The sequence below is a fragment of the Mycobacterium stomatepiae genome (genome assembly GCF_010731715.1).
Classification (GTDB): Bacteria; Actinomycetota; Actinomycetes; order Mycobacteriales; family Mycobacteriaceae; genus Mycobacterium; species Mycobacterium stomatepiae.
On record NZ_AP022587.1, the window covers coordinates 3,536,980 to 3,559,825 of the forward strand.

Annotated in this window: 22 protein-coding genes and 1 pseudogene; 6 read left to right on the forward strand and 17 right to left on the reverse strand. The window is 67.3% G+C overall.

Features of this window, described 5'->3' with window-relative positions:
• The first annotated feature begins 64 nt into the window (after positions 1 to 64).
• A complete protein-coding gene (locus G6N54_RS16640; protein WP_163791071.1) occupies positions 65 to 1,534 on the forward strand; it encodes an aldehyde dehydrogenase in 1,470 nt (489 codons plus the stop codon).
• Between the two features lie 72 nt (positions 1,535 to 1,606).
• On the opposite strand, the gene G6N54_RS16645 is transcribed toward G6N54_RS16640, so the two are convergent.
• Entirely contained in the window at positions 1,607 to 2,431 is an 825-nt protein-coding gene (locus G6N54_RS16645) for a crotonase/enoyl-CoA hydratase family protein (protein ID WP_163791072.1), read from the reverse strand.
• Positions 2,432 to 2,659: 228 nt separating this feature from the next.
• On the opposite strand from G6N54_RS16645, the gene G6N54_RS31130 reads away from it, so the two are divergent.
• Positions 2,660 to 2,791 carry a hypothetical protein gene (locus tag G6N54_RS31130; RefSeq protein WP_264078200.1) on the forward strand — a complete coding sequence of 44 codons (132 nt, stop codon included), beginning with the start codon at positions 2,660 to 2,662 and terminating at the stop codon, positions 2,789 to 2,791.
• A 56-nt stretch (positions 2,792 to 2,847) separates the two neighbouring features.
• The gene (locus G6N54_RS16650) at positions 2,848 to 3,456 is read left to right on the forward strand and encodes a TetR/AcrR family transcriptional regulator (RefSeq protein WP_232073793.1); all 609 of its coding nucleotides are present in this window, start codon (positions 2,848 to 2,850) and stop codon (positions 3,454 to 3,456) included.
• 3 nt (positions 3,457 to 3,459) lie between these two features.
• Here the strand turns inward: G6N54_RS16650 and G6N54_RS16655 are convergent, their stop codons facing one another.
• The 9 genes from G6N54_RS16655 to G6N54_RS16695 form a co-directional block, all read right to left on the reverse strand.
• Complete coding sequence (locus G6N54_RS16655) at positions 3,460 to 3,756, reverse strand: hypothetical protein (RefSeq protein ID WP_163791073.1); 297 nt, start codon at positions 3,754 to 3,756, stop codon at positions 3,460 to 3,462.
• A gap of 17 nt (positions 3,757 to 3,773) precedes the next feature.
• Positions 3,774 to 5,300 carry a class I adenylate-forming enzyme family protein gene (locus tag G6N54_RS16660; protein ID WP_163791074.1) on the reverse strand — a complete coding sequence of 509 codons (1,527 nt, stop codon included), beginning with the start codon at positions 5,298 to 5,300 and terminating at the stop codon, positions 3,774 to 3,776.
• A gap of 69 nt (positions 5,301 to 5,369) precedes the next feature.
• Entirely contained in the window at positions 5,370 to 6,149 is a 780-nt protein-coding gene (locus tag G6N54_RS16665) for a crotonase/enoyl-CoA hydratase family protein (protein WP_232072852.1), read from the reverse strand.
• 148 nt (positions 6,150 to 6,297) lie between these two features.
• Complete coding sequence (locus tag G6N54_RS16670) at positions 6,298 to 7,707, reverse strand: WS/DGAT/MGAT family O-acyltransferase (protein WP_163791076.1); 1,410 nt, start codon at positions 7,705 to 7,707, stop codon at positions 6,298 to 6,300.
• A gap of 44 nt (positions 7,708 to 7,751) precedes the next feature.
• Entirely contained in the window at positions 7,752 to 8,957 is a 1,206-nt protein-coding gene (locus tag G6N54_RS16675; RefSeq protein ID WP_163791077.1) for an alpha/beta hydrolase, read from the reverse strand.
• Complete coding sequence (locus tag G6N54_RS16680; RefSeq protein ID WP_232072853.1) at positions 8,954 to 9,583, reverse strand: hypothetical protein; 630 nt, start codon at positions 9,581 to 9,583, stop codon at positions 8,954 to 8,956. The genes G6N54_RS16675 and G6N54_RS16680 overlap by 4 nt, the downstream gene beginning before the upstream one ends.
• 1 nt (position 9,584) lies before the next feature.
• Entirely contained in the window at positions 9,585 to 10,829 is a 1,245-nt protein-coding gene (locus G6N54_RS16685; protein WP_163791078.1) for a molybdopterin-dependent oxidoreductase, read from the reverse strand.
• Positions 10,826 to 11,482, reverse strand: a complete 657-nt coding sequence (locus tag G6N54_RS16690) for a class I SAM-dependent methyltransferase (protein WP_163791079.1) — start codon at positions 11,480 to 11,482, stop codon at positions 10,826 to 10,828. Before G6N54_RS16690 ends, G6N54_RS16685 begins: the two co-directional genes overlap by 4 nt.
• 228 nt (positions 11,483 to 11,710) lie before the next feature.
• Positions 11,711 to 12,541 carry an alpha/beta fold hydrolase gene (locus G6N54_RS16695; RefSeq protein ID WP_232072854.1) on the reverse strand — a complete coding sequence of 277 codons (831 nt, stop codon included), beginning with the start codon at positions 12,539 to 12,541 and terminating at the stop codon, positions 11,711 to 11,713.
• A gap of 87 nt (positions 12,542 to 12,628) precedes the next feature.
• Here G6N54_RS16695 and G6N54_RS16700 point away from each other — a divergent pair, with 87 nt between their 5' ends.
• Positions 12,629 to 13,522, forward strand: coding sequence for an alpha/beta hydrolase (locus tag G6N54_RS16700; protein ID WP_163791080.1), 894 nt, complete (start codon positions 12,629 to 12,631; stop codon positions 13,520 to 13,522).
• On the opposite strand, the gene G6N54_RS16705 is transcribed toward G6N54_RS16700, so the two are convergent.
• Genes G6N54_RS16705 through G6N54_RS16715 form a run of 3 tightly spaced genes read right to left on the reverse strand, consistent with a single transcriptional unit; the run spans position 13,519 to position 17,029 of the window.
• Entirely contained in the window at positions 13,519 to 14,820 is a 1,302-nt protein-coding gene (locus tag G6N54_RS16705; RefSeq protein WP_163791081.1) for an amidohydrolase family protein, read from the reverse strand. The two genes, G6N54_RS16700 and G6N54_RS16705, sit on opposite strands and share 4 nt — an antisense overlap.
• The gene (locus tag G6N54_RS16710) at positions 14,814 to 16,001 is read right to left on the reverse strand and encodes a CoA transferase (protein ID WP_163791082.1); all 1,188 of its coding nucleotides are present in this window, start codon (positions 15,999 to 16,001) and stop codon (positions 14,814 to 14,816) included. Before G6N54_RS16710 ends, G6N54_RS16705 begins: the two co-directional genes overlap by 7 nt.
• A gap of 11 nt (positions 16,002 to 16,012) precedes the next feature.
• Positions 16,013 to 17,029: a MaoC family dehydratase gene (locus G6N54_RS16715; protein WP_163791083.1), complete on the reverse strand. Its 1,017-nt coding sequence runs from the start codon at positions 17,027 to 17,029 to the stop codon at positions 16,013 to 16,015.
• A gap of 75 nt (positions 17,030 to 17,104) precedes the next feature.
• On the opposite strand from G6N54_RS16715, the pseudogene G6N54_RS16720 reads away from it, so the two are divergent.
• Together G6N54_RS16720 and G6N54_RS16725 are read left to right on the forward strand one after the other, a co-directional pair.
• Positions 17,105 to 18,231: pseudogene (locus G6N54_RS16720) on the forward strand (acyl-CoA dehydrogenase family protein).
• A gap of 121 nt (positions 18,232 to 18,352) precedes the next feature.
• On the forward strand, positions 18,353 to 18,799 hold the full coding sequence (locus G6N54_RS16725; protein WP_163791084.1) for a CD225/dispanin family protein: 447 nt from the start codon (positions 18,353 to 18,355) through the stop codon (positions 18,797 to 18,799).
• Here G6N54_RS16725 and G6N54_RS16730 read toward each other — a convergent pair.
• The 4 genes from G6N54_RS16730 to G6N54_RS16745 form a co-directional block, all read right to left on the reverse strand.
• Entirely contained in the window at positions 18,793 to 19,761 is a 969-nt protein-coding gene (locus tag G6N54_RS16730) for an enoyl-CoA hydratase/isomerase family protein (protein WP_163791085.1), read from the reverse strand. The two genes, G6N54_RS16725 and G6N54_RS16730, sit on opposite strands and share 7 nt — an antisense overlap.
• Positions 19,762 to 19,764: 3 nt before the next feature.
• The gene (gene fadD4 / locus G6N54_RS16735; RefSeq protein WP_163791086.1) at positions 19,765 to 21,294 is read right to left on the reverse strand and encodes a fatty-acid--CoA ligase FadD4; all 1,530 of its coding nucleotides are present in this window, start codon (positions 21,292 to 21,294) and stop codon (positions 19,765 to 19,767) included.
• A 60-nt stretch (positions 21,295 to 21,354) separates the two neighbouring features.
• Positions 21,355 to 22,179 carry an alpha/beta fold hydrolase gene (locus G6N54_RS16740; protein WP_163791087.1) on the reverse strand — a complete coding sequence of 275 codons (825 nt, stop codon included), beginning with the start codon at positions 22,177 to 22,179 and terminating at the stop codon, positions 21,355 to 21,357.
• Between the two features lie 290 nt (positions 22,180 to 22,469).
• Entirely contained in the window at positions 22,470 to 22,769 is a 300-nt protein-coding gene (locus tag G6N54_RS16745; RefSeq protein WP_232072855.1) for a hypothetical protein, read from the reverse strand.
• Positions 22,770 to 22,846 lie beyond the last annotated feature (77 nt).

Sequence of the window (22,846 nt, forward strand, 5' to 3'; positions counted from 1 at the left end):
GTAGGGTGGCGCCATGCCCGCCGGCGACGATGCAGAGCGGAGCGATGAGGAGGAGCGGCGGAATATGACCGACATCAAGACCGAATACGACAAGCTTTTCATCGGCGGCAAGTGGACGGAGCCGTCGACCTCTGAGGTGATCGAGGTGCACTGTCCGGCGACCGGCGAGTACTTCGGCAAGGCGCCGCTAGCGGCGGCGGCGGACGTCGACGCGGCGGTGGCCGCGGCCCGCGACGCGTTCGACAACGGCCCCTGGCCCTCGACTCCGCCGAAGGAACGTGCGGCCGTCATCGCCAACGTCGTCAAGCTGATGGAGGAGCGCAAGGAGCTGCTGAGCGCGCTGCTCGCCGGCGAGACCGGCCAGCCGCCGACCACCATCGAGACCATGCACTGGATGGCCTCGATGGGTGCGATGAACTTCTTCGCCGGCCCGGCCGTCGACCAAGTCAAGTGGCGCGAGATCCGCAATGGCGCCTACGGGCAGACCATCGTGTACCGCGAGCCGATCGGCGTGGTCGGCGCGATCGTCGCCTGGAACGTGCCACTGTTTCTGGCGGTCAACAAGCTGGGCTCAGCGCTGCTGGCCGGTTGCACCGTGGTGCTCAAGCCCGCCGCCGAAACCCCTTTGACCACAAACGCTTTGGCGGAGATCTTCGCCGAGGCCGGCCTGCCCGAGGGCGTGCTGTCGGTGGTGCCCGGCGGTATCGAAACCGGCCAGGCGCTGACGTCGAACCCGGACGTCGACCTGTTCACCTTCACCGGCAGCTCGGGCGTCGGCAAGGAGATCGGCCGGCGCGCGGCCGAGATGCTCAAGCCGTGCACGCTGGAGCTCGGCGGTAAGTCGGCGGCGATCGTGCTCGAGGACGTCGACCTGGCGTCCGCAATCCCGATGCTGGTGTTCTCCGGGATCATGAACGCCGGGCAGGCCTGCGTCGGCCAGACCCGCATCCTGGCGCCCCGCTCGCGCTACGAGGAGATCGTGGAAGCGGTAAGCCAATTCGTGCAGGCACTGCCGGTCGGACCGCCGTCGGACCCCGCCGCCCAGATCGGTTCGCTGATCTCGGAGAAGCAGCGCGCCCGTGTCGAGGGTTACATCGCCAAGGGCATCGAAGAGGGCGCCCGGCTGGTGTGCGGCGGTGGCCGTCCCGAGGGCCTGGACAACGGCTTCTTCGTCCAGCCGACGGTGTTCGCCGACGTCGACAACAAGATGACGATCGCCCAGGAGGAGATCTTCGGGCCGGTGCTGGCCATCATCCCGTTCGACACCGAAGAGGACGCGATCAGGATCGCCAACGACTCCGCCTACGGCCTGGCCGGCAGCGTGTGGACCACCGACATCCCCAAGGGCATCGAGATCTCGGAGAAGATCCGCACCGGGACCTACGCGATCAACTGGTACGCGTTCGACCCGTGCTGCCCGTTCGGCGGCTACAAGAACTCCGGCATCGGTCGCGAGAACGGGCCCGAGGGTGTCGAGCACTTCACGCAGCAGAAGAGCGTGCTGATGCCGATGGGCTACACCACCGAGGGCTAACCCTTTCGCGCCGAGTGCCCGGCTAGCCGCACACTCGGGCTCGAGCGCCCGGCTGTCCGGGCATTCGAGGGGCTAGCGACCCTGGAAGTGGGCGTCGCGTCGCTCGATGAACGACTGCACGCCCTCGGCGGCGTCCTCGCTGGTGAAGAGTTCGGTGACGACCGGGCGTAACCGCACGGTCGCGGCGGCCTCACCCCGAGTGCGTGCCAGGTGCGCCGAAGCCAGCGTGGCCTGCACGCCCAGCGGAGCGGCGCGGTCCGCGATGGTGTGCGCGATATCCCGGGCCCGGGCCAGCGCGGCGGCCGCATCGCCGGCCACCTCCTGAACCAGCCCGATGCGGTGCGCCTCGGCGGCGTCGAATTCGTCGCCGGTTAGCAGCCACCGCATGGCGTTGCCCCAGCCGGCCTCGCGGGGCAGCCGGACCGTCGCGCCGCCGAAGGGGTAGATCCCGCGCCGTACCTCCAGCTGGGTGAATCGGGTGCCGGCGGCGGCGATACGGATATCGGCGGCCAACAACAGCTCGATGCCCAGCGTCATGCACCAGCCGTGCGCGACGGCGACCAGCGGTGTGGTCCACGTTCCGTCCAGCCGCCACGGGTCCCGGCCGTCGTCGGGGAAGGGATCATCCCCGGCCGCGATTCCTGGGCCGACGTCGGCGAGATCCAGCCCTGCCGTCAAGTGGTCGCCGTGCGCGAACAGCACCCCGGCCCGCAGCGAGGCATCGGACTCCAGCGCCGCGTAGGCCCGGGACAGATCCGCGAGCATCGCGCGGTCGAATGAATTGCGTTTGTGGGGTCGATTCAGGCCGATCAGCAAAACGTGCCCATCACGTTCCAGGGTCACGGTGTCGAGGGCGGGAAGGATCTGAGCCTCAGTGCTGTTGGACGTGTGTGCCATGCCACAGTGAAACTCAAAACCCAGAATTATGCAATGAAGCATAATCCCTGAGGTTTGCTCAGCTCGTTGTTAGACAAGATCAATGACCTAGATCACACTATCCCCTGGTCTGCGAGTTTAGATCCGCTAACAACTTGCTTAGTAGACCAATGTCTTATATGCTTCTCAGCATAATCATGAGCCGCCGGCCCCGGCGCATGAAAGCACCACTAGGCCGGGAGAAAAATCATGTGGATCATCGAACTCAACGTCGCCGGCTATCACTACACCCGCGAGGTGCCCGACCTGAAACGCCCGTCTTTCCGGTTCAGCCCGCGTAATATGCACTGGCCGGTATCGCGGCATTCGCACGCTGCATGACGTCCGCCCTAGGAGGTGCGAAAGTGCCGACCACGAGCGACGTCGACCCGGAACCCATGCCGACGAAGCGCGGCGGCACCCGCACCAAGATGCTCGTCAGCGCCGCCGAAGTGATGCGTGAGCGCGGAGCCGCCGGCGTCACCATCGACGCCGTGCTGGCGCGTAGCGGCGCCCCGCGCGGCTCGGTCTACTACCACTTCCCCGAAGGTCGCAATCAGATCCTGAGCGAGGCGCTGCGCTATTCGGGGAATTCCATCACCGCCACCATCGACGCGGCCGCCAACCACGGCGCCCGCACCCTGCTGCGCGAGTTCATCGAACTCTGGGAGCGTCTGCTGACCGACGGCGACTTCCTCGCCGGCTGCCCGGTGGTCGCGGCCGCGATCAGCTCGGACGAAAGCGATCAGGACCTGACCGGCGAGGCCGGCATGATCCTGGGCCGGTGGTGCACGGCGTTGACCCGTGCGTTCGCGAAGGACGGTTTCGACGACGACGATGCCGCCTCACTGGCGGTGATGTCGATTTCAGCGCTCGAGGGCGCGATCGTGCTAGCTCGCTCGACTCGCTCGGTCCGCCCGCTCAGTCAGGTTGGCGAGCAGCTCGAATTCCTGATCAAGGCAAGGGAATTCGTTACTCGTAACGGGATGCCCGGCAAGAACGAGTAGCCGTCAGTCGCTGGCCGGAAGCGGCTTGACCTCTTTGAGCGCAAGCGCGGTCTGCCCGATGCTCAGGCTCCCCGCGCCCGGCTTGGTCACCAGCACCTCGGCGCCGGCCTCGTCGACATAACGCTTGCCCATGACGGTGCCGTCGGAAAAGGCCGGGTCGAGTTCGCCCGAGCGCTCGCCGCCGATCGGCACCATCGGCATGCCACCGCAGCGCAGGTCGTCGATGCTGTCGGAGCTCCTGACGACGATCACCTGGGTGTCACACACCTGGCTGGCAAGGCGGGTTCCGTTCTTGATCATGATCTTTCGTCCTCTGTTCACTGCTCGGCCGGCGCGGCCTGCAACCCTGCTAAGTCTGCCAAGTCTTTGATGATTTCCCGCCTCAGCACCTTGCCCGTGGGTGTGGTCGGCAGCTCGTCGCGAAACACTACGCGGTCGGGGGTACGCGAACCGCGCAAACTCTGGCGCACATGCTCCCGCAGTTCCTCGGGATCGGGTTCGGCGCCGGGCCGCGGTACCACCACGGCGACGATCGCCTGCCCCCACTGCGGGTCTTCGACGCCGACGACGGCGACGTCGCGCACGTGCGGATGCTCCACGAGCACCTCCTCCAGCTCGGCGGGTGCGATGTTCTCGCCGCCGCGGATGATGGTGTCGTCACTGCGCCCGCCGATGAACAGGTAGCCCTCTTCGTCGAGCATCGCGATGTCTTTGGTGGGGAACCAACCGTTTTCGTCGAGCACCGAGCCGATCCCGGTGTAGCGCCCGGAGACCTGCTCGCCGCGCACGAACAGCTCGCCGGTCTCACCGGCGGGCAACACCTTGCCCACGTCGTCGCGGATCTCGATCTCGATGCCCGGCACCGGGCGGCCCACCGAACCCAGCCGCCTGATCACGGCGTCTTCGGACGCGGATTGCGCCGCGCGGTGATCGTCGGGCGTCAGCACCGCGATCGTCGAACTCGTCTCGGTCAGCCCGTAGGCGTTGACGAAGCCGACGCCGGGCAACAGCTCGAGCGCCCGACGCACCAGGGGCAGACCAACTTTCGAGCCGCCGTAAGCCAGGTTGCGCAGCGACGTCAGATCATGATCTCCGGATTCGAGCACGGTGACCACCCGGTCCAGCATCGTGGGTACCAGCGTCGCGGTGGTCACGTGCTCGGCGCCGATCAGCCGCACCCATTCGGTCGGATCGAAGTTGGGCAGGTAAACCATCTTGCGCCCGGCATATAGATTCGACAGTGCGGCACCCACCCCGGCGATGTGATACGGCGGCACACAGATCAGTGCCGCGTCTTGCTCTGCGGCCGAATCGAATTCGACGGTACCGGTGACGTAACTGGTCATGTTGTTGTGCGTGAGTTCGACGGCCTTGGGCTGCGAGGTGGTGCCGGAGGTGAACAGCACGATCGCGACCGACTCCGGGTCGGCGAACTCGGCTTCGAATTCAGAGGGCTCGGCGGTGCGGGCGGCGGTCAGGAAGTCGTCGGAATCCATCACCCGATTGGCCGAATCGCCGAGCATGTCCCGGTAGCGGCTGTCGACGATCACCAGCGGTTCAGGCAGCCGACCGATCAGCGTCTGGATACCCTCGGCAGACAGCCGGTAGTTGAGCGGCGTGAAGGGCAGCCCGGCGCGTGCCGCGGCGAAGATCAGCACCGGCAGCATCGCACCACCGACGCCCACGTAAGCCACGTGCGCCGCCCCCGATTCCGCGATGACGCCCGCTCCGCCGTCGGCCAGGTCGCTGAGTTCTTGGGTCGTCAGCCGGCTTTCCCCCGAGACAACGGCAGTGCGATCGGGGTTGCTCGACGCAGCCATCTCGAGAAGCAACGAAATGCTCATACTCGATCCCCGTGAACCCCAATCCTTTTGTGTCCCAACGCGGACTCTACGAACATAGTGTATCGAATCTCAGGTGCCAGTCCACTGGGGAGCGCGCTTCTCGGCGAAGGCGATCGCGCCCTCCTTGGCGTCGTTGGACCCGAACACCGGGGCCAGCAGCTTGCCCTGCTCGGCGAAGAAGTCTTTCGGGTTCCAGCTGCGGGACTCCACGATGATTTTCTTGGTGGCGGCCACCGCGAGCGGCCCGTTGGCGGCGATCCTTTCGGCCAGGTCGATTGCGGCGTCCAGCGCCTTCCCGGGCTCCGCCAGCACGTTGACCATGCCCAGCGCGTGCGCGCGCTCGGCGCTCAGGTTCTCCGCGGTCAACGCCAGTTCCATCGCGATGGCCGACGGGATGCGCTGGGGCAGGCGTAGCAGCCCGCCGCCGCCGGCCACCAAGCCGCGCTTGACCTCAGGAATGCCGAAGGCCGAGTCCTTCGACGCCACGATCAGGTCGGTGGCCAGCGCCAGCTCGGTCCCGCCGGCCAGTGCGTAGCCCTCGACCGCCGCGATCAGCGGCTTGTCCGGCGGACGTTCGGTGAATCCCATGCCCCGGCCCTCGACGATGGGAAACTCGCCGCGTGCGAATGCCTTGAGGTCCATGCCCGCGCAGAACGAGCCACCCGCGCCGGTGACGATGCCCACCGAGAGGCCGGGTTCGGCGTCGAGCCGGTCGACCGCCGCGGCCAGGCCTTTGGCTACCGCGAGGTTGACCGCGTTCTTGGCCTTGGGCCGGTTAATCGTGATGATCAGGATCCGCCCGCGTTCTTCGACCAGGACTTCGGGCTCGTTGGCTTCGTCAGTGCTCACGGTGGGGTGCCCATCTCCTTCATAAAGCGGCGACATCGCTGCAAACCAGTGGCTGTTACCGATTGATGGTAGCCGCACACGGAAATGGCGTTAGCGCCAGGCGAGAGTATCGTTACCAGATATGGGGCCGTCGTCGCAGCCGGACCGGTCAAGCCGGCGCCATCGCAGCCTCGATGGGCGTTAGCTCTTCGGAAAGCCCTGCGGCCCTGCGTAATTCGATGAAGTCGGCAACCATCGCCTCGGTCACCTCATGGGGGTCCTTGACGGTGGCGCCATCGGACAGCACCGAGATGTTGAGCTGATCGACGTAACTCCACACGGTGACGTTGAGCCCGCTGCCCGCGGTCAGTGGCCCGACCGAGTAAATCTCGGTGACCTGCGCACCCCCGACCCGACCGCGTTCGCGAGGTCCGGGCACGTTCGAGATCGGCAGGTTGAGCACCTTGTTCTGGCCGTCGCGGTTGGAAGCCCAGCGGAAAAACGACTCGGTGGCCAGCGGCGGCATATAGTTCGACCAACGGCTGATCAATTCGGGGCCGACCAGGTGAAACGCCTCCTTGGCGGAGTTGGCGTTGTCGTGGCAGGCCGCCAGGCGGGCCAACGGATCGTCGAGGTCGGCCGGTAGCGCCACCATCATCCCGGTGAAGTAGTTACCCGATATCCGCTCCGGCGAGAAGTCGAAACTCGCCGGGACGGAGGCCAACAGCGGTTCGGCCGTGCCGTCGTAGCGCAACAGCAGGGTGCGCAAGGCCCCGGTAGAGATGGCCAGCACCACGTCGTTGATCTTAACGCCCTGCTTCTTGCCGGTTTCCTTGACGTCGGAGAGCGCCAGGGTGGCCGTCGCGAAACGGCGTTCCGGGGTGATCCGGTGATTGAGGAAGGTGGGCGGCGGGGTGAAGGGCATGGTCAGCTCCGGCGAGAGCTTGCGCGAGCTGCGCCGGACCCGGTTGATACCGCTGGCGGTATAGCTGAACGTCCCGGGCAGCTTGCGGGCCTGGCGGAGGTGATCGAAGAACGCCGTGCGCACCAGTTGCGGTTTGGCGGGCGCCGGGTCGGTGATCTGCGGGCCGCTTTCCGGCGTAGGCAGCAGGTCCATACCGCGGGCCATCAGGTTGGCCGACGCCACGCCGTCGGCGAGCGCGTGGTGGATCTTGCCGACGACCGCGACCCGGTTATTGGCCAGGCCCTCGATGAAGTACATCTCCCACAGCGGACGGTCGCGGGCCAGCGGCGTACTGGCGATGCGGCCGATCGCTTCGTCCAGCTCCCGACGACCGCCCGGCTCGGGCAACCGCATCGGGCGGATGTGGTAGTCGAGGTCGACCTCGCAGTGCTCGCGCCACATCGGATGGTGAAACTTCCACGGGATGTCGACGAGCTGATACGTGAAGGGCTCCAGCTTGTTCAGCCTGGCGCCGATGACCTGGCGAAATGAGGCCACGTCGAAATCTCGCCGATCCGGGTCGATCTCGACGACGGCGACCTTGATCGTGTGCATATGCACGTTCGGGGTCTCGCTGTACAGCAGTACCGAATCCCAGCCGCTGAGCCGTTTCATCGCTACCCCTTCCCCTCAAGCAGCGACCTTACTCAGCGACCGAGCTAGATAACCTCTTTTGACCTGATCTGCACCTTGGTGCGGTAGATCTGGTTGAGGAACAGTGAAGTCGCATGCGCCGCCACGCCGGCGCGCTCGCCGTCGATCATGTCGAAGCCGTGTCCAGCCCCCGGCAATTCCACGTAGCCGACTATCGAATGCGAGACCGCTCGCAGCCGCTCGACGAAGCTGCGCGCCTGCTCGACCGGGATGACGCTGTCCTTGCTGCCGTGAATCACCAAGAACGGCGGGGCATTCCGGTGCACCCGCGCGATCGGCGACGCGTCGCGATACAGCTCGGGGTGACGGGCGATGGACTTCTTGACCACCACGCGCTCCAGGAATTCGACGAACCGGTCCCGCTCCGGGGTGGAGCGGTCCTCCCAGTCATAGCGGCCGTAGATGCCGACCACCGCTTCTACCGAGCTGTCGGCGCCCTCCGGCAGCCTGCGCTCGAACTCCGGGTCGTCGGGGGTCAGTCCGGCCAGAGCGGACAGGTGCCCGCCCGCCGAACAGCCCGCCACCGCAACGAAATCGCGATCCCCGCCGAACTTGTCGACGTTGGCGCGCGCCCACGCGATCGCGGTCTTGACATCGGTGATGTGACGCGGCCAGCGGTGGTATGGCGCGACGCGGTAGTCGATCGCCAGGCACACCCAGCCCTGCTCGGCCAGGCGCGACATCAGGGCGGTGCCCTGCATCATGGCGCGTCCGTGCACCCAGGCGCCGCCCGGGACGAAGATCAACACCGGCGCGGGTTGGGCCGGTAGATCCTTGCGCCGCCACACATCGAGCACCTGTGCCGGCTGGTCGCCGTAGTGCACGCCCCGGCGGTACAGGTAGCGGCGCTGCCGCAACGCCTCCCAGATCGGCGGCGTCTTATCCGGCGCCGGCCATTCGGCATCGAGGTCCGCGGCGGTGACAACTCCACGCAGCGCCGCGACGGAGACCTCGTGCGTCCTTTCCCGCTCCCGGCGGCGCACGTCGTTGATGCCCGGTGTCAGGAAGTCTCGCTTCATGGCAGAAAAGGCCTCTGGTGCGTGCCGCGCGCCCCAGACGCCCATCGCGGTCACGCCGCCCAGCGGTTCGAGGTGCTTACCCACCACTGGCAGCGAAGCCCCGGCGTTGCTTAACGCCAGCGTATAGTCGGCGGGACGGGCGCGCAGCAACCATTTCAAACACGGTGTCATGCTCGGGAGCTTCGCCGTCATGTAGGGGACTGTACCCCCCCTCGTGATGGAGGAAACTGACGTTTATGTAGAAGTGGCGCAGATGACGCCAAATCGCCCGGAAAGATGTTTGCTAAATTGCTGGATTTGCGTTCGTAGTAAGGAATTGCGGCTTCGCTGGGCGAGCCGCGCCGACGCGCCGCGGCGAGGCTGATCGTGTAGCAGATGGCGCTCGTCCCGAACATCGCCGCGGTGAGCAGCAGCCACCGGCCCAGGAAGGGCTGCTGGGTCTGCCCGGTCGCCGCCAGGTAGGTGGGCCCGCCCTGCTCGACGATGCCGGGTAAGAAGATCAGCAACGTCAGCCCGGCCCCCATTGCCGGAACACGAATGTAGTTGCGGGCAAGCACCTTTGGGCGGACCCGCGGCTGGCGGGCAGACAGCACCCGGTCGGCCAGCGCGTAGAGCGGGAAGAACAGCAGATCGTGGACGATCACGGCGGCGGCGAACCAAACGGCGATCGACTGCCACCAGGTGCCGGGATTCCACAGCGTCACCGGCTTGAAGGTGGCCAGGATGTAGCCCATCAGCGCGAACCCCGATAGCATCGTCAGCAGGTGCAGTGGATGCGAGCCGTAGATCGTCGCGAAACGTGTTGATAGCTTCGCCATCTCAACCGCCGTCGAATTCGATGGCGGCCACCCATTTGGTGTTGTGCACACCCGGCAGCGCGGGCACGATGATGCGGGCCGGATAGCCGTGGTCCAGCGACAGGTCGGCGCCGTTGACCCGCAGCGCCAGCAGCGCCTCGGGATCGCGAATCTGGTTGGCCTGCAACGTTGCCTGACCGAAGGCGCCGCCTTGCTGCAGCGACACCACCCGGGCCGAGCGCGGCGCGGGTACGCCCGCGATACGGGCCAGCTCGGCCAGCCGCACACCGCTCCAGGTCTGTACGGTCGACCATCCTTCGACGCAGGCGATCGGTAGGCGCGCGGTGGTTTGCGGCATACCGGCCAGTGTGGCGCGGTCCAGCGTGACGTCCGTATGACCGCCACGCAAGACCAATGCCCAACTCGCGCCGACACTTTCGCGTTTGATGCCCGCGGCGACGGCGGTCTTGTTGACCGGGAAATCATCGCGGCCGCGCCCGCGTGGCAGCAGCAGCGCGGCGCCGCGGGCGGCTCCGCCGACGGTCTGGCCGACGGTCAGCGCCGCGATCAGCACCACGCCGCTGCCGACCAGCGCGAGCGCGCCGCGCCTGCTGATCGTCGGTTCGGCCGGATCGGTGGCCACCAACCCGTCGGGATCGGGAGGCTGGGGTCGGGTGTCGGCGCGGTTGGTGCGCAGGACGTCGCGCAGCGGCAGCGACCGCAGCCCGGTGACCATGCGCGGCAGCTTGACCGCGATGTGCATCAGGAACCCGGTGATGAAGACCCAGGCGCCGAAGTAGTGCGCGTCGTAGAAGCTGAACCCGAAGATGTAGTCGTACTGGATGTTCAGCACTCCGGTGACGATCTCGAACAGGATCCCGCCGACAAGCAGCGCCAGCGACAGGCGCTCCAGCAGCTGGGCGACCGACCGCGCGGGCGGCCAGACGAACAGCCGCGGGATCACCGACCACAGCTTGGCCAGCACCACCGGGATGATCACCAGCCCAAGGCCTACGTGCAGACCCTGGGTCAGCCGGTACAGCCAGGACGGTCGGGTGGGCCAGACGAACAACGGCAGGTGCAGCCAGCCGACGTCCGCGGGGATAGCCTGGCCGAGCTGCGGCGCGTAGGCGATGTAGGACAGCAGCCCGGTGATCGCGATGATCGGCAGAGCCACCAGCAGCACCAGCCCGAACACCGACGTCAGCCACGGGCCGCGCAACGGGCTCCGAAAGCGGCTGGTCAAACGGGCGTCCAGGCCGCTCATGGCGCCACCAGGCTCGCAATCACCCGGCCGCTGATCAGCCGAACGCCGGTCAACGTCAGCCCGACCTGCGTCGCGAGCGCGGCGGCGCTGTCCACCCCGACCGACGCCCAGCGAAACCACGGCCCGACATCACAGGCCGACTCCAACCGCACCCAGCGCCTCCGGATGCCGATGGCGTCGGCCTCGAACTCGGCCAGGCAGCGACCACCGCGGCGCAGCAGCTCGGCGGCGCGCGCCAGGATCCGTCCCGGGTCCCCGCCGAGGCCGACATTGCCGTCGACCAGCAGCACCGTCTGCCACTGGCCCATGCCGGGCAGCGGCTCGAACACGTCGCTCAGCAGGGCCGGCGCCCCGCCGCGACCGGCCAGCCGGATCGCGGTCGCGGACCGGTCGATGCCCAGCGCGGGGATACCCCGCTCGAAGAGCCGCGCGACCAACCGCCCCGGTCCGCAGCCGAGCTCGATCGTGGGCCCGCTGCACATCCGGGTGACGGTCTCGTCGAAGACCTCGTCGAGGGCGTCGGCCGATCCGCCGACGTGGGCGTTTCGCGTGCCGAGCCAGCGGTGTGCGGGCAGCGCCCGAACCTCGCCGTCGTCATGGCGAATCCAACAACGCTCGCCGCCCAGTGCCTGGTCGTACAGATGCCCCAGCATTTCACGCCTTTCGCATCGCGTCCGACCAGAAAGTTGAGACAGCACCCGCACGACCGTGTACACGGATTACGCCAGCGTTTGGATCATTCCGATCGATACCCTCATCCTGTATCTGCTAATCAAGCCGATCAAGCCCCGACAAATCGACGGGCGTGGTGCGTCATCCTGATTATTCGGAGCCCGAGTGGGCTTGGACGGATACCAATCCGCCGGGAAGTTTCGGCGGGCTCAGCCAGCGCCGTCGAACAAGAACTCCGCCAGCAACCGGTTCACCCGAACGGGCTCTTCCAGTGCCGCAAGGTGCCCGACGCCGTCGAGAACGGTGAAGCCAGAACCGGGAATGGAATCGGCCATGGCCCGCGTCTCGGCCACCGGGAAGGTGGCATCTTCGGCGCCGGCGACCACGTGCACCGGGGCGGCGATGCGCCCGAGCAGAGCGTGCTGATCGAGCCGGGCGGGTACCACGCTGCGCACCGCCCAGCTGGTCGAACCGATGTCGAGACCGTGCAGGCGGCCGCGCAGGTCCTCGACGACGTCGGGTCGGGTGCGCAGGGTGGTGGGCCCGAGGAAGCCGCGTACTACCTCCCGGGTCAGCGGCGGCCGGACACCGCCCAAGATCCTCGCCATCCGCAACATGGCGCCGTACTTCACCTTTTGGCCGAAACCGGCCTTCGAGGCGGTGCAATTCATCAGGACGGCCCGCTTGATGCGGTCAGGATGTTGAGCGGCGAACGTGGCCCCGATCATCCCGCCCCAGGAATTGCCGACGAAGTGCGCCTGGTCGATGCCGAGCCCGTCGAGCAGGTCGACGACGCAGCGCGCGCATTCGGTGAAGCTGAACATCGCCTTGAGCGGCTCGCTGCCGCCGTGGCCGGGCGGGTCGATGAGCACCACGCGGTGGTGTGCACCGAAACGGGCGGCTTGGCCGGCCCACAGGTCGCCCGTCATCAACAGGCTGGGCCACATCAGCACGGCGGGCCCGGTTCCCAGGCTCACCTGAACGCGAATCCTGCCGAGGACCGTGTCGACAAACTGCGGAACCAAAGTCTCCATATTCATCGGCAAGCCTAAGCACCGTCGCGGAGCCGACCTTGCCGGACCGCCGGCCGACAACACCCGATGCCAAGCTCTCGGCAATACTGAACCGTGCCGAACAGCGACGTTCACCCCGATTTGCGCCGGATCGCGCGCATCGCCCCGCGACAACTGGTCACTCCCCGCAGCCTGTCCCTGATCCGGGCACTGCTCCCACTGCGGACGCTCCGCAAGTCCGAGGCCGCCGAGACGATCACCCTGGGCTCCGGTGCCGGCGTGCGGCTGTTCCGGCCGGCCGGCGCCACCGAACCCGGAGCGGCGCTGCTCTGGATACACGGTGGCGGATACGTGATAGGCACTGCCGCACAAGATGATCGGGTGTGCCACGACTTCTGCACCAGACTGGGCATCACGGTCGCGTCGGTGGAGTACCGGCTGGCGCCCGAGCATCCGTATCCGACCCCGGTCGAGGACTGCTATGACGTGCTGACCTGGCTGGCCGGATTGCCCGCGGTGGACCCGACCCGGGTGGCGATCGCGGGCGCCAGCGCCGGCGGAGGTCTGGCGGCGGCCCTGGCGTTCCTGGCCCGGGACCGCGGCGAGGTCGCGCCGCTACTGCAGATGCTGGTGTATCCGATGGTCGACGACCGCAGTTCACTGACCGCCGAGAAGCCGGAATACCGGCTCTGGAGCGCCCGCAGCAATCGATTCGGCTGGACGGCGTATCTGGGCGACGCCGACCCGCAGGTCGCCGTCCCGGGCCGCCGCGACGATCTCGCCGGCCTGGCGCCGGCCTGGATCGGGGTGGGGACACATGACCTGTTCCATGACGAAGACCTCACTTACGCCGAGCGCCTTCGGGCCGCCGGAGTGCCGTGCGAGGTCGAGATCGTCCCCGGCGCCTTCCACGGCTTCGACTTGGTCGCACCGAAACTGCAAGTGTCGCGGCGCTTTTTCGACAGTCAATGTGAGGCGCTGCGCGCCGCGTTGGCCGTGGCGCGCTAGTCCGCCGGGTGGGCGACGATGCCGCCGATGATCGTCGCGGCAACCAGCCCGGCGTCCAACTCGGCCAGCACCGTCGCCGGCGGCGCGGCCAGTACGCATAGGTCCCCCGGCTGGCCGACGTCGACGGACCTGGCCCGGCCCGGCCGATCGGCATAACCCAGAAACATCGTCAAAGCCTCTGGCGCCGAGACACATTCGTCGACACCGAGCACCGCGCCGCTGGGCGTGGTGCGGTCCACCGCGGCGCGCATGGCGGCCCACGGGTCGCCCCGGCCGAACGGCATGTCGGTCGATAGCGCCACGCGCACCTTGGCTTTTCGCAGCGAGGCGACCCGCCATAGCGTGGCGTGCTCGGCGGCGGGAATCTCGGCGAGGTACTGATCGCCGCGTTCGGCAACGAAGTTGGGCTGGGTCACCACGGTGACTCCGAGCTCGGCGAGATCGGTCAGATTGTCGTCGTCGACGACCGCGGCATGCTCGATACGATCCAGTGGGTGGCTCCCGGCGGCGCGCAACGCCGCGATCGTCACCACCAATTGCGCCGCGGTCACGCAGTGCACGGCAACGGGCCGCCCGTCGGCGTGCTGATCGGCGATCCATCCGATCAACGAATCCAGGTCGAGACGATCGTCGTGCAGGATCTTCTTACCCGGGGCCAGGAAAGACAACTGCGGCCGGAACTCGCCGTGCCGGTGCGCCACCAGCAGCGACACCATGTCATCCGCGTCGAGATCCGGGGTGGCGTCGGTAACGCCGGTGATGCCGAGCGCGCTCAGGCGCCGACTGAGTTCGGTGAGGTCGTTGTGGTGACGCTGCAGCGCCTCGGACCAACGGTCGCTGGCGCGCAGCCGCCCGTCGGGATGCTCGGCCATCCCGAGTCGGTGCAGCGCCGCCGAATTGAGGATCCACAGGGCGCCGCTGCGGTGCTGGACCCGCACCGCGGCGCCGGGCACCATAGCGTCGAGCGCGGTCCGATCCAGATCACCGGCTACGGATTCGTGGTAGCCGATCGCCCGAATCCATCCGTCGACGTTCGGCCTGGCTCGGGATAGTTCCTGTGCCAGTTGTTCTTTGGTCCGGATGCGGGGCGGGCCGAGCATGACCGAGTCCATCGCGGAGGCGGCCGACCGCAGGTGCACATGGTGGTCGTGTAGACCGGGCAGCACCGTCCCGCCCTGCGCGTCGAACACCGTTTCCCCGGGTCGGGGTTCGAGTTCTGGACCCAGTTCCTCGACCCGCACGCCGACCCGGATGTCGGTCTTCGTGCCGTCCAGCAGTGTTGCCCGCTGAATCAACACGAGAGCAACCGCTTTTCGGCGACCAAGCAGCGTACCGCGTCGTTGTCCACGCCCAGCTCGGCGGCGCGGCGCTGTGAGGGGGGAGCACCGGGCGGTGGGGCCGGGCATTCCGACACCGGCGGCGTCGTGGGCAAGCCTGCGTAGCCCGCGGCGATCCCCGCCATCGACACGTGGATCAACTCGCCGCCGCCCCGGGTCAGCGACTCGGCAAGGGCCGCGGCCGCTTCCAGACCCGTGAGGGGATCGGCGATCGCGTCGCCACAGAACACCGGGCCTGCGCCGACCAGGCCGCCGGCCACCGCGGCGTCGTCTCCGAACGCGGGCCTGCCGGGGTATTGGTCATAGCCGTTGATACGCAACCAGATTCGTCCCGTTCCCGGTGCAATGTGGTCCGTGCCGAGCCGCCGCCGGGTCAGCGCGGCGGGTCGCGAACCCTCGATCACGATGTCGGCAACCGCGAGCAGCTCACGCAGCTCGTCGGCCTGGTGGTCGAAATCAAGGCAGTAGGACAGCTTTTCGCTGTTCATCCAGTCGAAGAATTCGCGGTTACCCGCCCGGGTGCCGTCCGGGCGTTGTGTGCTTTCGACTTTGACGACGGTGGCACCGGCACGGGCCAGCAGCTGCCCGCACAGCGGGCCCGCCCACATCGACGACAGGTCTGCCACCAGCAGGCCGGCGGCACCGCGCGCCAAGCCGGGGACACCCCATCGCTGTATCCGCGGTGCCGCGGGGGCAGCCTCGCCCAGACCGGCCGCCGGCAGGTCGAGCAGGTTCGCCCGGTCGATGATCACCGACACGAGACGTGTGGTGGCCCACTGGTGCAGCACCGGCCAGGGGTCGGCGGGCACCTCGTCGACTTCCACCAGCGCGGGGACGGCAGCGATGTCGTCGGGGCGCGACAGCGTGAGCGCGCACCAGCCGTCGCGCGCCGAGAGCAGCCGGGTGCCGCCCCCGGCCGAAATCCGGCCGCCGCGGGTCAATCCGAGCAATCCGGCCCGCCCGGCCAGCAGCGTGGCCGCGTCGACCTCGAGGCCGAGATGACCGCCGACCGCCGTCGCGACCTGCTCGGCGCGGGCCAGCACCTCGGCGCGAGAGAAGTCCGGCGGCCCGTCGGGCGGGCCGGTCAGGCAGGCCAGCCCGCTGCTCCCCCACCGGGACACCGCGTTGCTCACCTGGACCATTGTCCTCCGCGTCAGAAGTGCAGCGCGCGCAATCGCCAGTCCAGCACCGCCCGGTCGGGCTCGTCGGCCCCGTCGCCGGCCGCGTAGACCAGCGACCGGAGCCCCAGCACGCCCCCGTGGTCGGTGGGCTCGGCCGACTCGACGTGCAGCTCGCTGTAGAGAGTGTCGCTCTCGTGCACCGGCCCGGTGTGATCGCACGATTCCCAGCCCAGCACCGTCCCCAGGTTCGGCAGCAGCCGGTTGGCCTGTGCGAGCGCCAGCCCGATGGTGTGTCCGCCGTACACCAGCCGGCTTCCACCTGCCCGCGAATCATGATGCGCCGCAGCGATGTTCAGCGTTAGCCGGGCCAGTTCCGGCGCATTGCTGACTACGTCGCCGGTGCTGTGCAGCACCGCGCCCACCATGGCGGCGTCGAAATGGGGTCCGGGCACTCGCTTTCGGTAGGCCTCACCGTCCCAGTGCGCAGCCGGCGGAACAGCCGGTGGCGCCGCGTCGGCGCCGATCGTGGACAGCTCGTCGGCGGGCGCGTCATCGGGATTGAAGTCCGGGCCGGCGGGCAGCATGGCGCAGTGGTAGAAATCGAGCACCAACTGATCGGCCTGGTCGATCGTGGTCATCCGCAACGCTGCCAGTCCCGTCGGCGCGCGGCCCGGTTTGGCCGAATTGGCGCGTAGCCCAACGACTTCGGTGCGGGTATAGAGGGAATCGCCGATCACCGGAAAGCGGTGGAAGGTCAGTCCGCGGTAAAACAGGTTGGCCTTGACCCGCTGGGTCGCCAGCGTGCTCTGCCCGATCGCGACATCGCAGACCAGCCCCGGATGCGCCAGCGGACCCGGCGCGCCGATCACCGCGGCACACAGGTCGGCGTCCAGCGCCAGGCGTAACCGGTCCCCGACGATCGCCTGATGCGCGGCCGCCAGGCCCGCCGAGAGCGTCACCACCGGCGCCCAGTCGAAGACCTGGCCCTTCGACAGATCGTCGAAGTACGGTCCCCCCTCGCGGATCCCCGCGTACCCATTACCCGTCACAACGCCACATGCTGGCAGGCTGTCGAATCGAGGGTTACGCCAGGAGGGTGATCGGACGTGGACGACGAGGAAGACATGCTGGTCGCCACGGTGCGGGCGTTTATCGACCGGAAGGTCAAGCCGACGGTCCGCGAAGTCGAGCACGCCAACACCTACCCAGAGGCGTGGATCGAACAGATGAAGCGGATCGGCATCTACGGCCTGGCCATTCCCGAGGAGTACGGCGGCTCGCCGGTCTCGATGCCCGGCTATGTACTCCTCACCCAGGAGCTGGCCCGTGGCTGGATGAGCCTGGCCGGGGCGATGGGCGGACACACCGTGGTGGCCAAGCTGCTGACGCTGTTCGGCACCGCGGAGCAGAAGCGGTCCTACCTGCCGCGGATGGCCACCGGCGAGATGCGGGCCACGATGGCACTGACCGAACCCGGCGGTGGGTCCGATCTACAGAACATGTCGACCACGGCGCTCCCAGACGGTTCCGGTGGCTTGCGCGTCAACGGCGCCAAAACCTGGATCAGCAACGCGCGCCATTCCGGGCTGATCGCGCTGCTGTGCAAGACCGACCCGAATGCCACACCGCGCCACAAGGGGATCTCGATCGTGCTCTTCGAGCAGGGGCCGGGTCTGACGATTTCCCGGGATCTGCCCAAGCTGGGCTACAAGGGCGTCGAGTCGTGCGAGCTGTCCTTCGACAACTTTCCGGCACCCGCGTCGGCCGTCCTGGGAAGCCGTATGGGCGAAGGCTTTTCGCAAATGATGAAGGGCCTCGAGACTGGCCGCATTCAGGTGGCGTCCCGGGCCCGGGGCGTCGCAACCGCCGCACTCGAGGACGCGCTGGCTTATGCCCAGCAACGAGAGAGCTTCGGCCGGCCGATCTGGAAGCACCGGCCGTCGGCAACTACCTGGCCGACATGGCCACCAAGCTCACCGCCGCGCGGCAACTCACGCTTTACGCCGCACGGCGTTACGACAGCGGCGAACGCTGCGACATGGAAGCCGGGATGGCCAAACTGTTCGCCTCCGAGATCGCGACGGAGATCGCCCTGAACGCGGTCCGCATCCACGGTGGCTACGGCTACTCCACCGAGTACGACGTCGAACGCTACTTCCGCGACGCGCCCCTGATGATCGTCGGAGAGGGCACGAATGAGATCCAGCGCAATGTGATTGCCGGGCAGCTGGTGGCCCGCGGCGGGATCTGAGCCCGGCTGAATCGGCGCTTGACCTCCGCTTGTGCGCTATATTTGCCTGACTTACGCACCAGCAAAGCTGCGCGGGAGTAAACCTGTTTGGACCGGAGGAACCCCCAGGAAGGCAGTTGCCATGAGTTATCCCCCAGGGCCGTACGAAGGTTCCCCCGAGTGGCAGGGCCAGCCGCAGCAACCGGAGTGGCAAGGCCAACCGCAACAACCGGGCTGGCAGCAGCCACCGCCGCAGCCAGGCGGCTGGCCGGGCCAGCAGCCGGGCGCCTGGCCGGGCCAGCAGGAACCGGATAACTACCTGGTCTGGGCGATTCTGTGCACGGTGCTGTGCTGCCTTCCGTTCGGGATCGTTTCGCTTGTCTACTCCAACAAGGTTTCCGGACTGTGGGCGCAGGGCCGGTTCGGCGAAGCACAGGAAGCGTCGAGCAACGCGAAGAAGTGGGCGATCATCGGCGCCATCGCGGGTGGCGTCACGTACGCGATCATCGCCATCTTGTACATCGTCATCGCCGTGGTCGCGGTGTCGAGCATCCCGTCGACAACCACCACCACCTTCGGTGGCTACTGAGTAATCGGTCGCGCCCCAACCGAAGTCGCATCGATTAGCCCCCAGCTGAGCGCGGTATCGACGCCGATGGTGTGACCGGACAGCACCAAGTAGGCGGTACGCCAGCGGCCGATGCGCCGCGTCACGCTGAGGGTGCCACCGGCGCCCGGAATCAGTCCCAGGCCCAGTTCCGGTAGACCGAACAGCGAATCCTGGTGCGCCTCAACCCATCCGCAGAATGCGGCCATCTCCAGTCCGCTGCCCAGAACCCGGCCGTGTACCTCGGCGCGGCAGGCCCGGCCAAGCCTGGCGGTCAGCGCATCGAGCGCCAGGGCCGGGCTGTGCCGGGTGCGGCCCAGGTGCGCGCTCGCAGGATCGGTAAACGTGCCGAATTCTGCCAAGTCGCCGCCGCTGCAAAACGATGGGCCGTTGCCGTTCAACACAATCCCGGTCACCGACGGGTCGAGCTGCGCGACGGTCAGCGCCTCCAGGAGTGCGGCGCGCGCATCGGTGGAAAACGCGTTGTGGCGCTGCGGGCGGTTGAACGTGACCCGCAGGGTGTCGCCGTCGCGCTCGGCCTGCACGGGGTCGGCGATTTCGGGCATGACGGCCGGGCCGCGCTCGCCGAGCCAACGCGCGAACTCCGGGCCGGCCTGCAGGGTCGAGTAGGCCAGGGATTCGGTCACCACGCCGGCCAGCGCCGGGCCGTCCGGCATCACCGCGCGCAGCACGTCGTCGCAGACGCCGCTGGCCTGTGGCCAGTGCTCACATCGCTTACGGAGCTCGGCGAGCGTCTCGGGAACGGAATCGGCGGTGATCACCCGCCGGTCGGCACAGGGATCCTCGGTCAGCGTGAAAGTTGCTGCTTGCACCCAGGATTGGCCGCGTGCGATCTCGGCGGCCGAACCGACGCCGACGATCACACCGGGCGGCGACGGCAGGCCCGCCTCCGGCGCGCTCGACAGGTCGACCACCCGGAACATCGGTCAGCCCGAGTACTTCTCGATCAGCTCGTTCTTGTAGAGCTTGCCGGTGTCGGTGCGCGGCAGCTGCGCCTCGAACCCGATCGAACGCGGACATTTGAAGTGCGACAGTCGTTCTCGTAGCCATATCATCAGCTCGTCGGCGAACTGATCGGTGGCGTCGGCCTCGTCGACGGTCTGCACGGCGGCGACGACCCGCTGGCCCATCTCGTCGTCGGGAACCCCAAAGACCGCGGCGTCCAACACCTTCGGATGAGTGATCAGAAGATTCTCGGCTTCTTGCGGGTAGATGTTCACCCCGCCGGAGATGATCATGTGGTGGCGCCGATCGGTCAGGTACAGGTAACCCTCGTCGTCGAGGTAACCGATGTCTCCGACGGTCGTCCAGCCGTGCTCGTCGCGCGACGCGGCGGTTTTGGTGGGGTCGTTGAGGTATTCGAACGCATGCCCGCCTTCGAAGTAGATCTCGCCGGCCTGGCCGGGGGAAAGCTCGTTGCCGTTCTCATCGAGAATGTGCACGCCGCCCATCATGGGTTTGCCGACCGAGCCCGGGTGCGTCAGCCATTCCTCAGCGCTGATCAGCGTCGACCCGTGCGCTTCCGAGGAAGCGTAGTACTCGTCGACGATCGGACCCCACCAGTCGATCATCTCCTTCTTGATTTGCACCGGGCACGGCGCCGCGGCGTGCATCACCCGTTTGAGACTGGATAGATCGTATGAATCACGAACGGCTTGAGGAAGTTTCAGCATCCGGACGAACATGGCCGGGACGAACTGGCCATGGGTGATCCGATGCCGCTGGATCGCGTCGAGCGTCCCCTCGGCATCGAACTTCTCCATGACCACGGTGGTGATGCCGCCGGCCTGGATCGTCATCGACCATACCGACGGTGCGGTGTGATACCGCGGCGCGGGACTCAGGTACACCGCGTCAGCGTCCAGCCAGAACTCAACCAGGGCGGACATCATGCCCGGCGCCTCGTCCGGTGGCAGGTGCGGCAATTCGCGTTTGATCCCCTTGGGGCGGCCGGTAGTGCCGGACGAGTACTGCAGCAGGTCGCCTTCGATTTCGTCGTCGATGGGCGTATCCGGGTAACCGGCAACGCATTCCGGGTAGCGCTCCCAGCCGGGCAGGTCGCCTTCCGAAACAGGGCCGGCGATCAGCAACAGCCCGGATAGCCCGTTGGGTAAATGCTCGGCCAGGCCGGCGCAGGTGTCGCGCAGCGCCGCCGAACCGATGATGGCCTTGGCGTTGCTGTTGTCGATGATGTACGCGGCCTCGGCCGCGGTCAGGTGGGCGTTGATCGGCACGTAGTACAGACCGCTGCGCCGGGCGGCCCACATAACGGCGTGGATGTGCTGATTGTTCTCCATCAGGATCGCGACACTGTCGCCCTCGCGCAGACCCGCCTTGCGGAACGCGTGCGCCAGCCGGTTGGCCCGCGCTTCCAGCTCGTCGAAGGTGACGACCGTGCCCGACGGGTACAGGATGATCGCCGGTTTGTCGGCGCCGACGTAGGGGCGGATCTGCATGCGACGACTGTACCGCCGCCGAAATTGACGGGTGTCAAGTGGCCCGTCGACGAGCGACGCTCAGTGCAGAAATTCCAGCACGGCCGAGAAGAACGCGGTCGGTGATTCCAGATGCGGCACGTGGCCGGTGTCGGGCACCCCGACGAAACGGGCGGCGGGCATCCGGCCGGCGAATCCCTGGGCCATCGCGGCGATATTCCCTTTGGCGGCTTGCTCGTTGGGCGCGGTGTACTTCGCGCCCACGTAGGTGCGGTCGGCCAAACCGCAGACGAACAACGTGCGGGCGGGCAACGACGCGACGAAATCCACCGGGGGTTCGTTGAGCAGCATGTCGGTGGCCGCCGCCGAGCTCTGCACCCAGCGCTCGAACTCGGGCGAGGCTGCGATGGCGGTCCGCACCGCGACGAACGGATCGATCAGCCGGGGATCCTTGTTCACGAAATAGTGCGCGATGTATTGGCGGACCTGATCGGCGGTCGAGGACCGTTCGTCAGCCGCCCAGTCGTCATACCCCACCTGCCGGGTCAGCCCGCGCCGGTAGTCCTCGAGTCCCATCGGGTTTTCCAGGACCAACGACGCCACCCGCTCGGGCAGCGCCCGGGCCATCTGCATGGCGACCAGTCCTCCGGTCGAATGGCCAACGACGGCAACGGAATTCACCCTGAGAGCATCGATCAGCGAACGCAGGTGTGCCACCAGCGATTCCGCGGTCAACGTCGAGGCTTTGGTGGACTTACCCCAGCCGATCAGGTCGGGAACGATTGTCCGGTAACCCTCGTGGCGCAGCGTCGCGATGACGTCCTTCCAGTACGCGGCGAAGAAGTTCTTTCCGTGCACCAGCAGGACGGTGCCTCTTGGCTGCCCGCTCTCGGGCGCAATGTCCATATACGCCAGTCGCGCGCGCCGTTCCCAGTCCGGTACCGGACTGGGAACGGATAGGGGTAGCCCTCCAAGCCGATACCGAGGATGTCACCGGTGGGCCAGGGTACGGCCGGCTCGGCGGGGCGGGTGTCTGCGGGCGTGCTGTGACAGCCGGAACCAAGCAGCCCGACCGCCGCCACCGCCCCGGCCAGCGCGCGGCGCCGATCAACGATCACGATTCGATGATGTTGAACGGTGCCGCCGGCGTGCAACTTCCGCCGGTAGACGGGTCGCCCGAACTATCCCGCGGGGCGTCAGCCGTGCGGCGCCTCGGAGATCTTGCTGTCCGGCTTGCCCAGCGTTTGGCAGTACGTCTGTGCGGACAGTCGCGTCGCGGAGATCTCCAAGTTGGTTGGGTCCTGCCCGCTCTTGTCCTTCAGCATTTTGCTGACCTCGTCGTTCTGCTTCTTCTCGTCCTGGGTGGTGAAGTCCTTGCACTTGGTATCGCCGCCGGTGTTGATCACTTGCGATGCCGAGCATCCACTGAACAGAATTCCCGCCGCCGCAACCACAATCGTGAGTGCGGGTGTTGTCTTGGACTTCACAGACTTCATCGTCAGCCCTTCCAGGTTTCCAGTGTTAGCTATCTATACACCGCCAGGTGCGGTTCCAAACGCCGGTTTGCCGACGA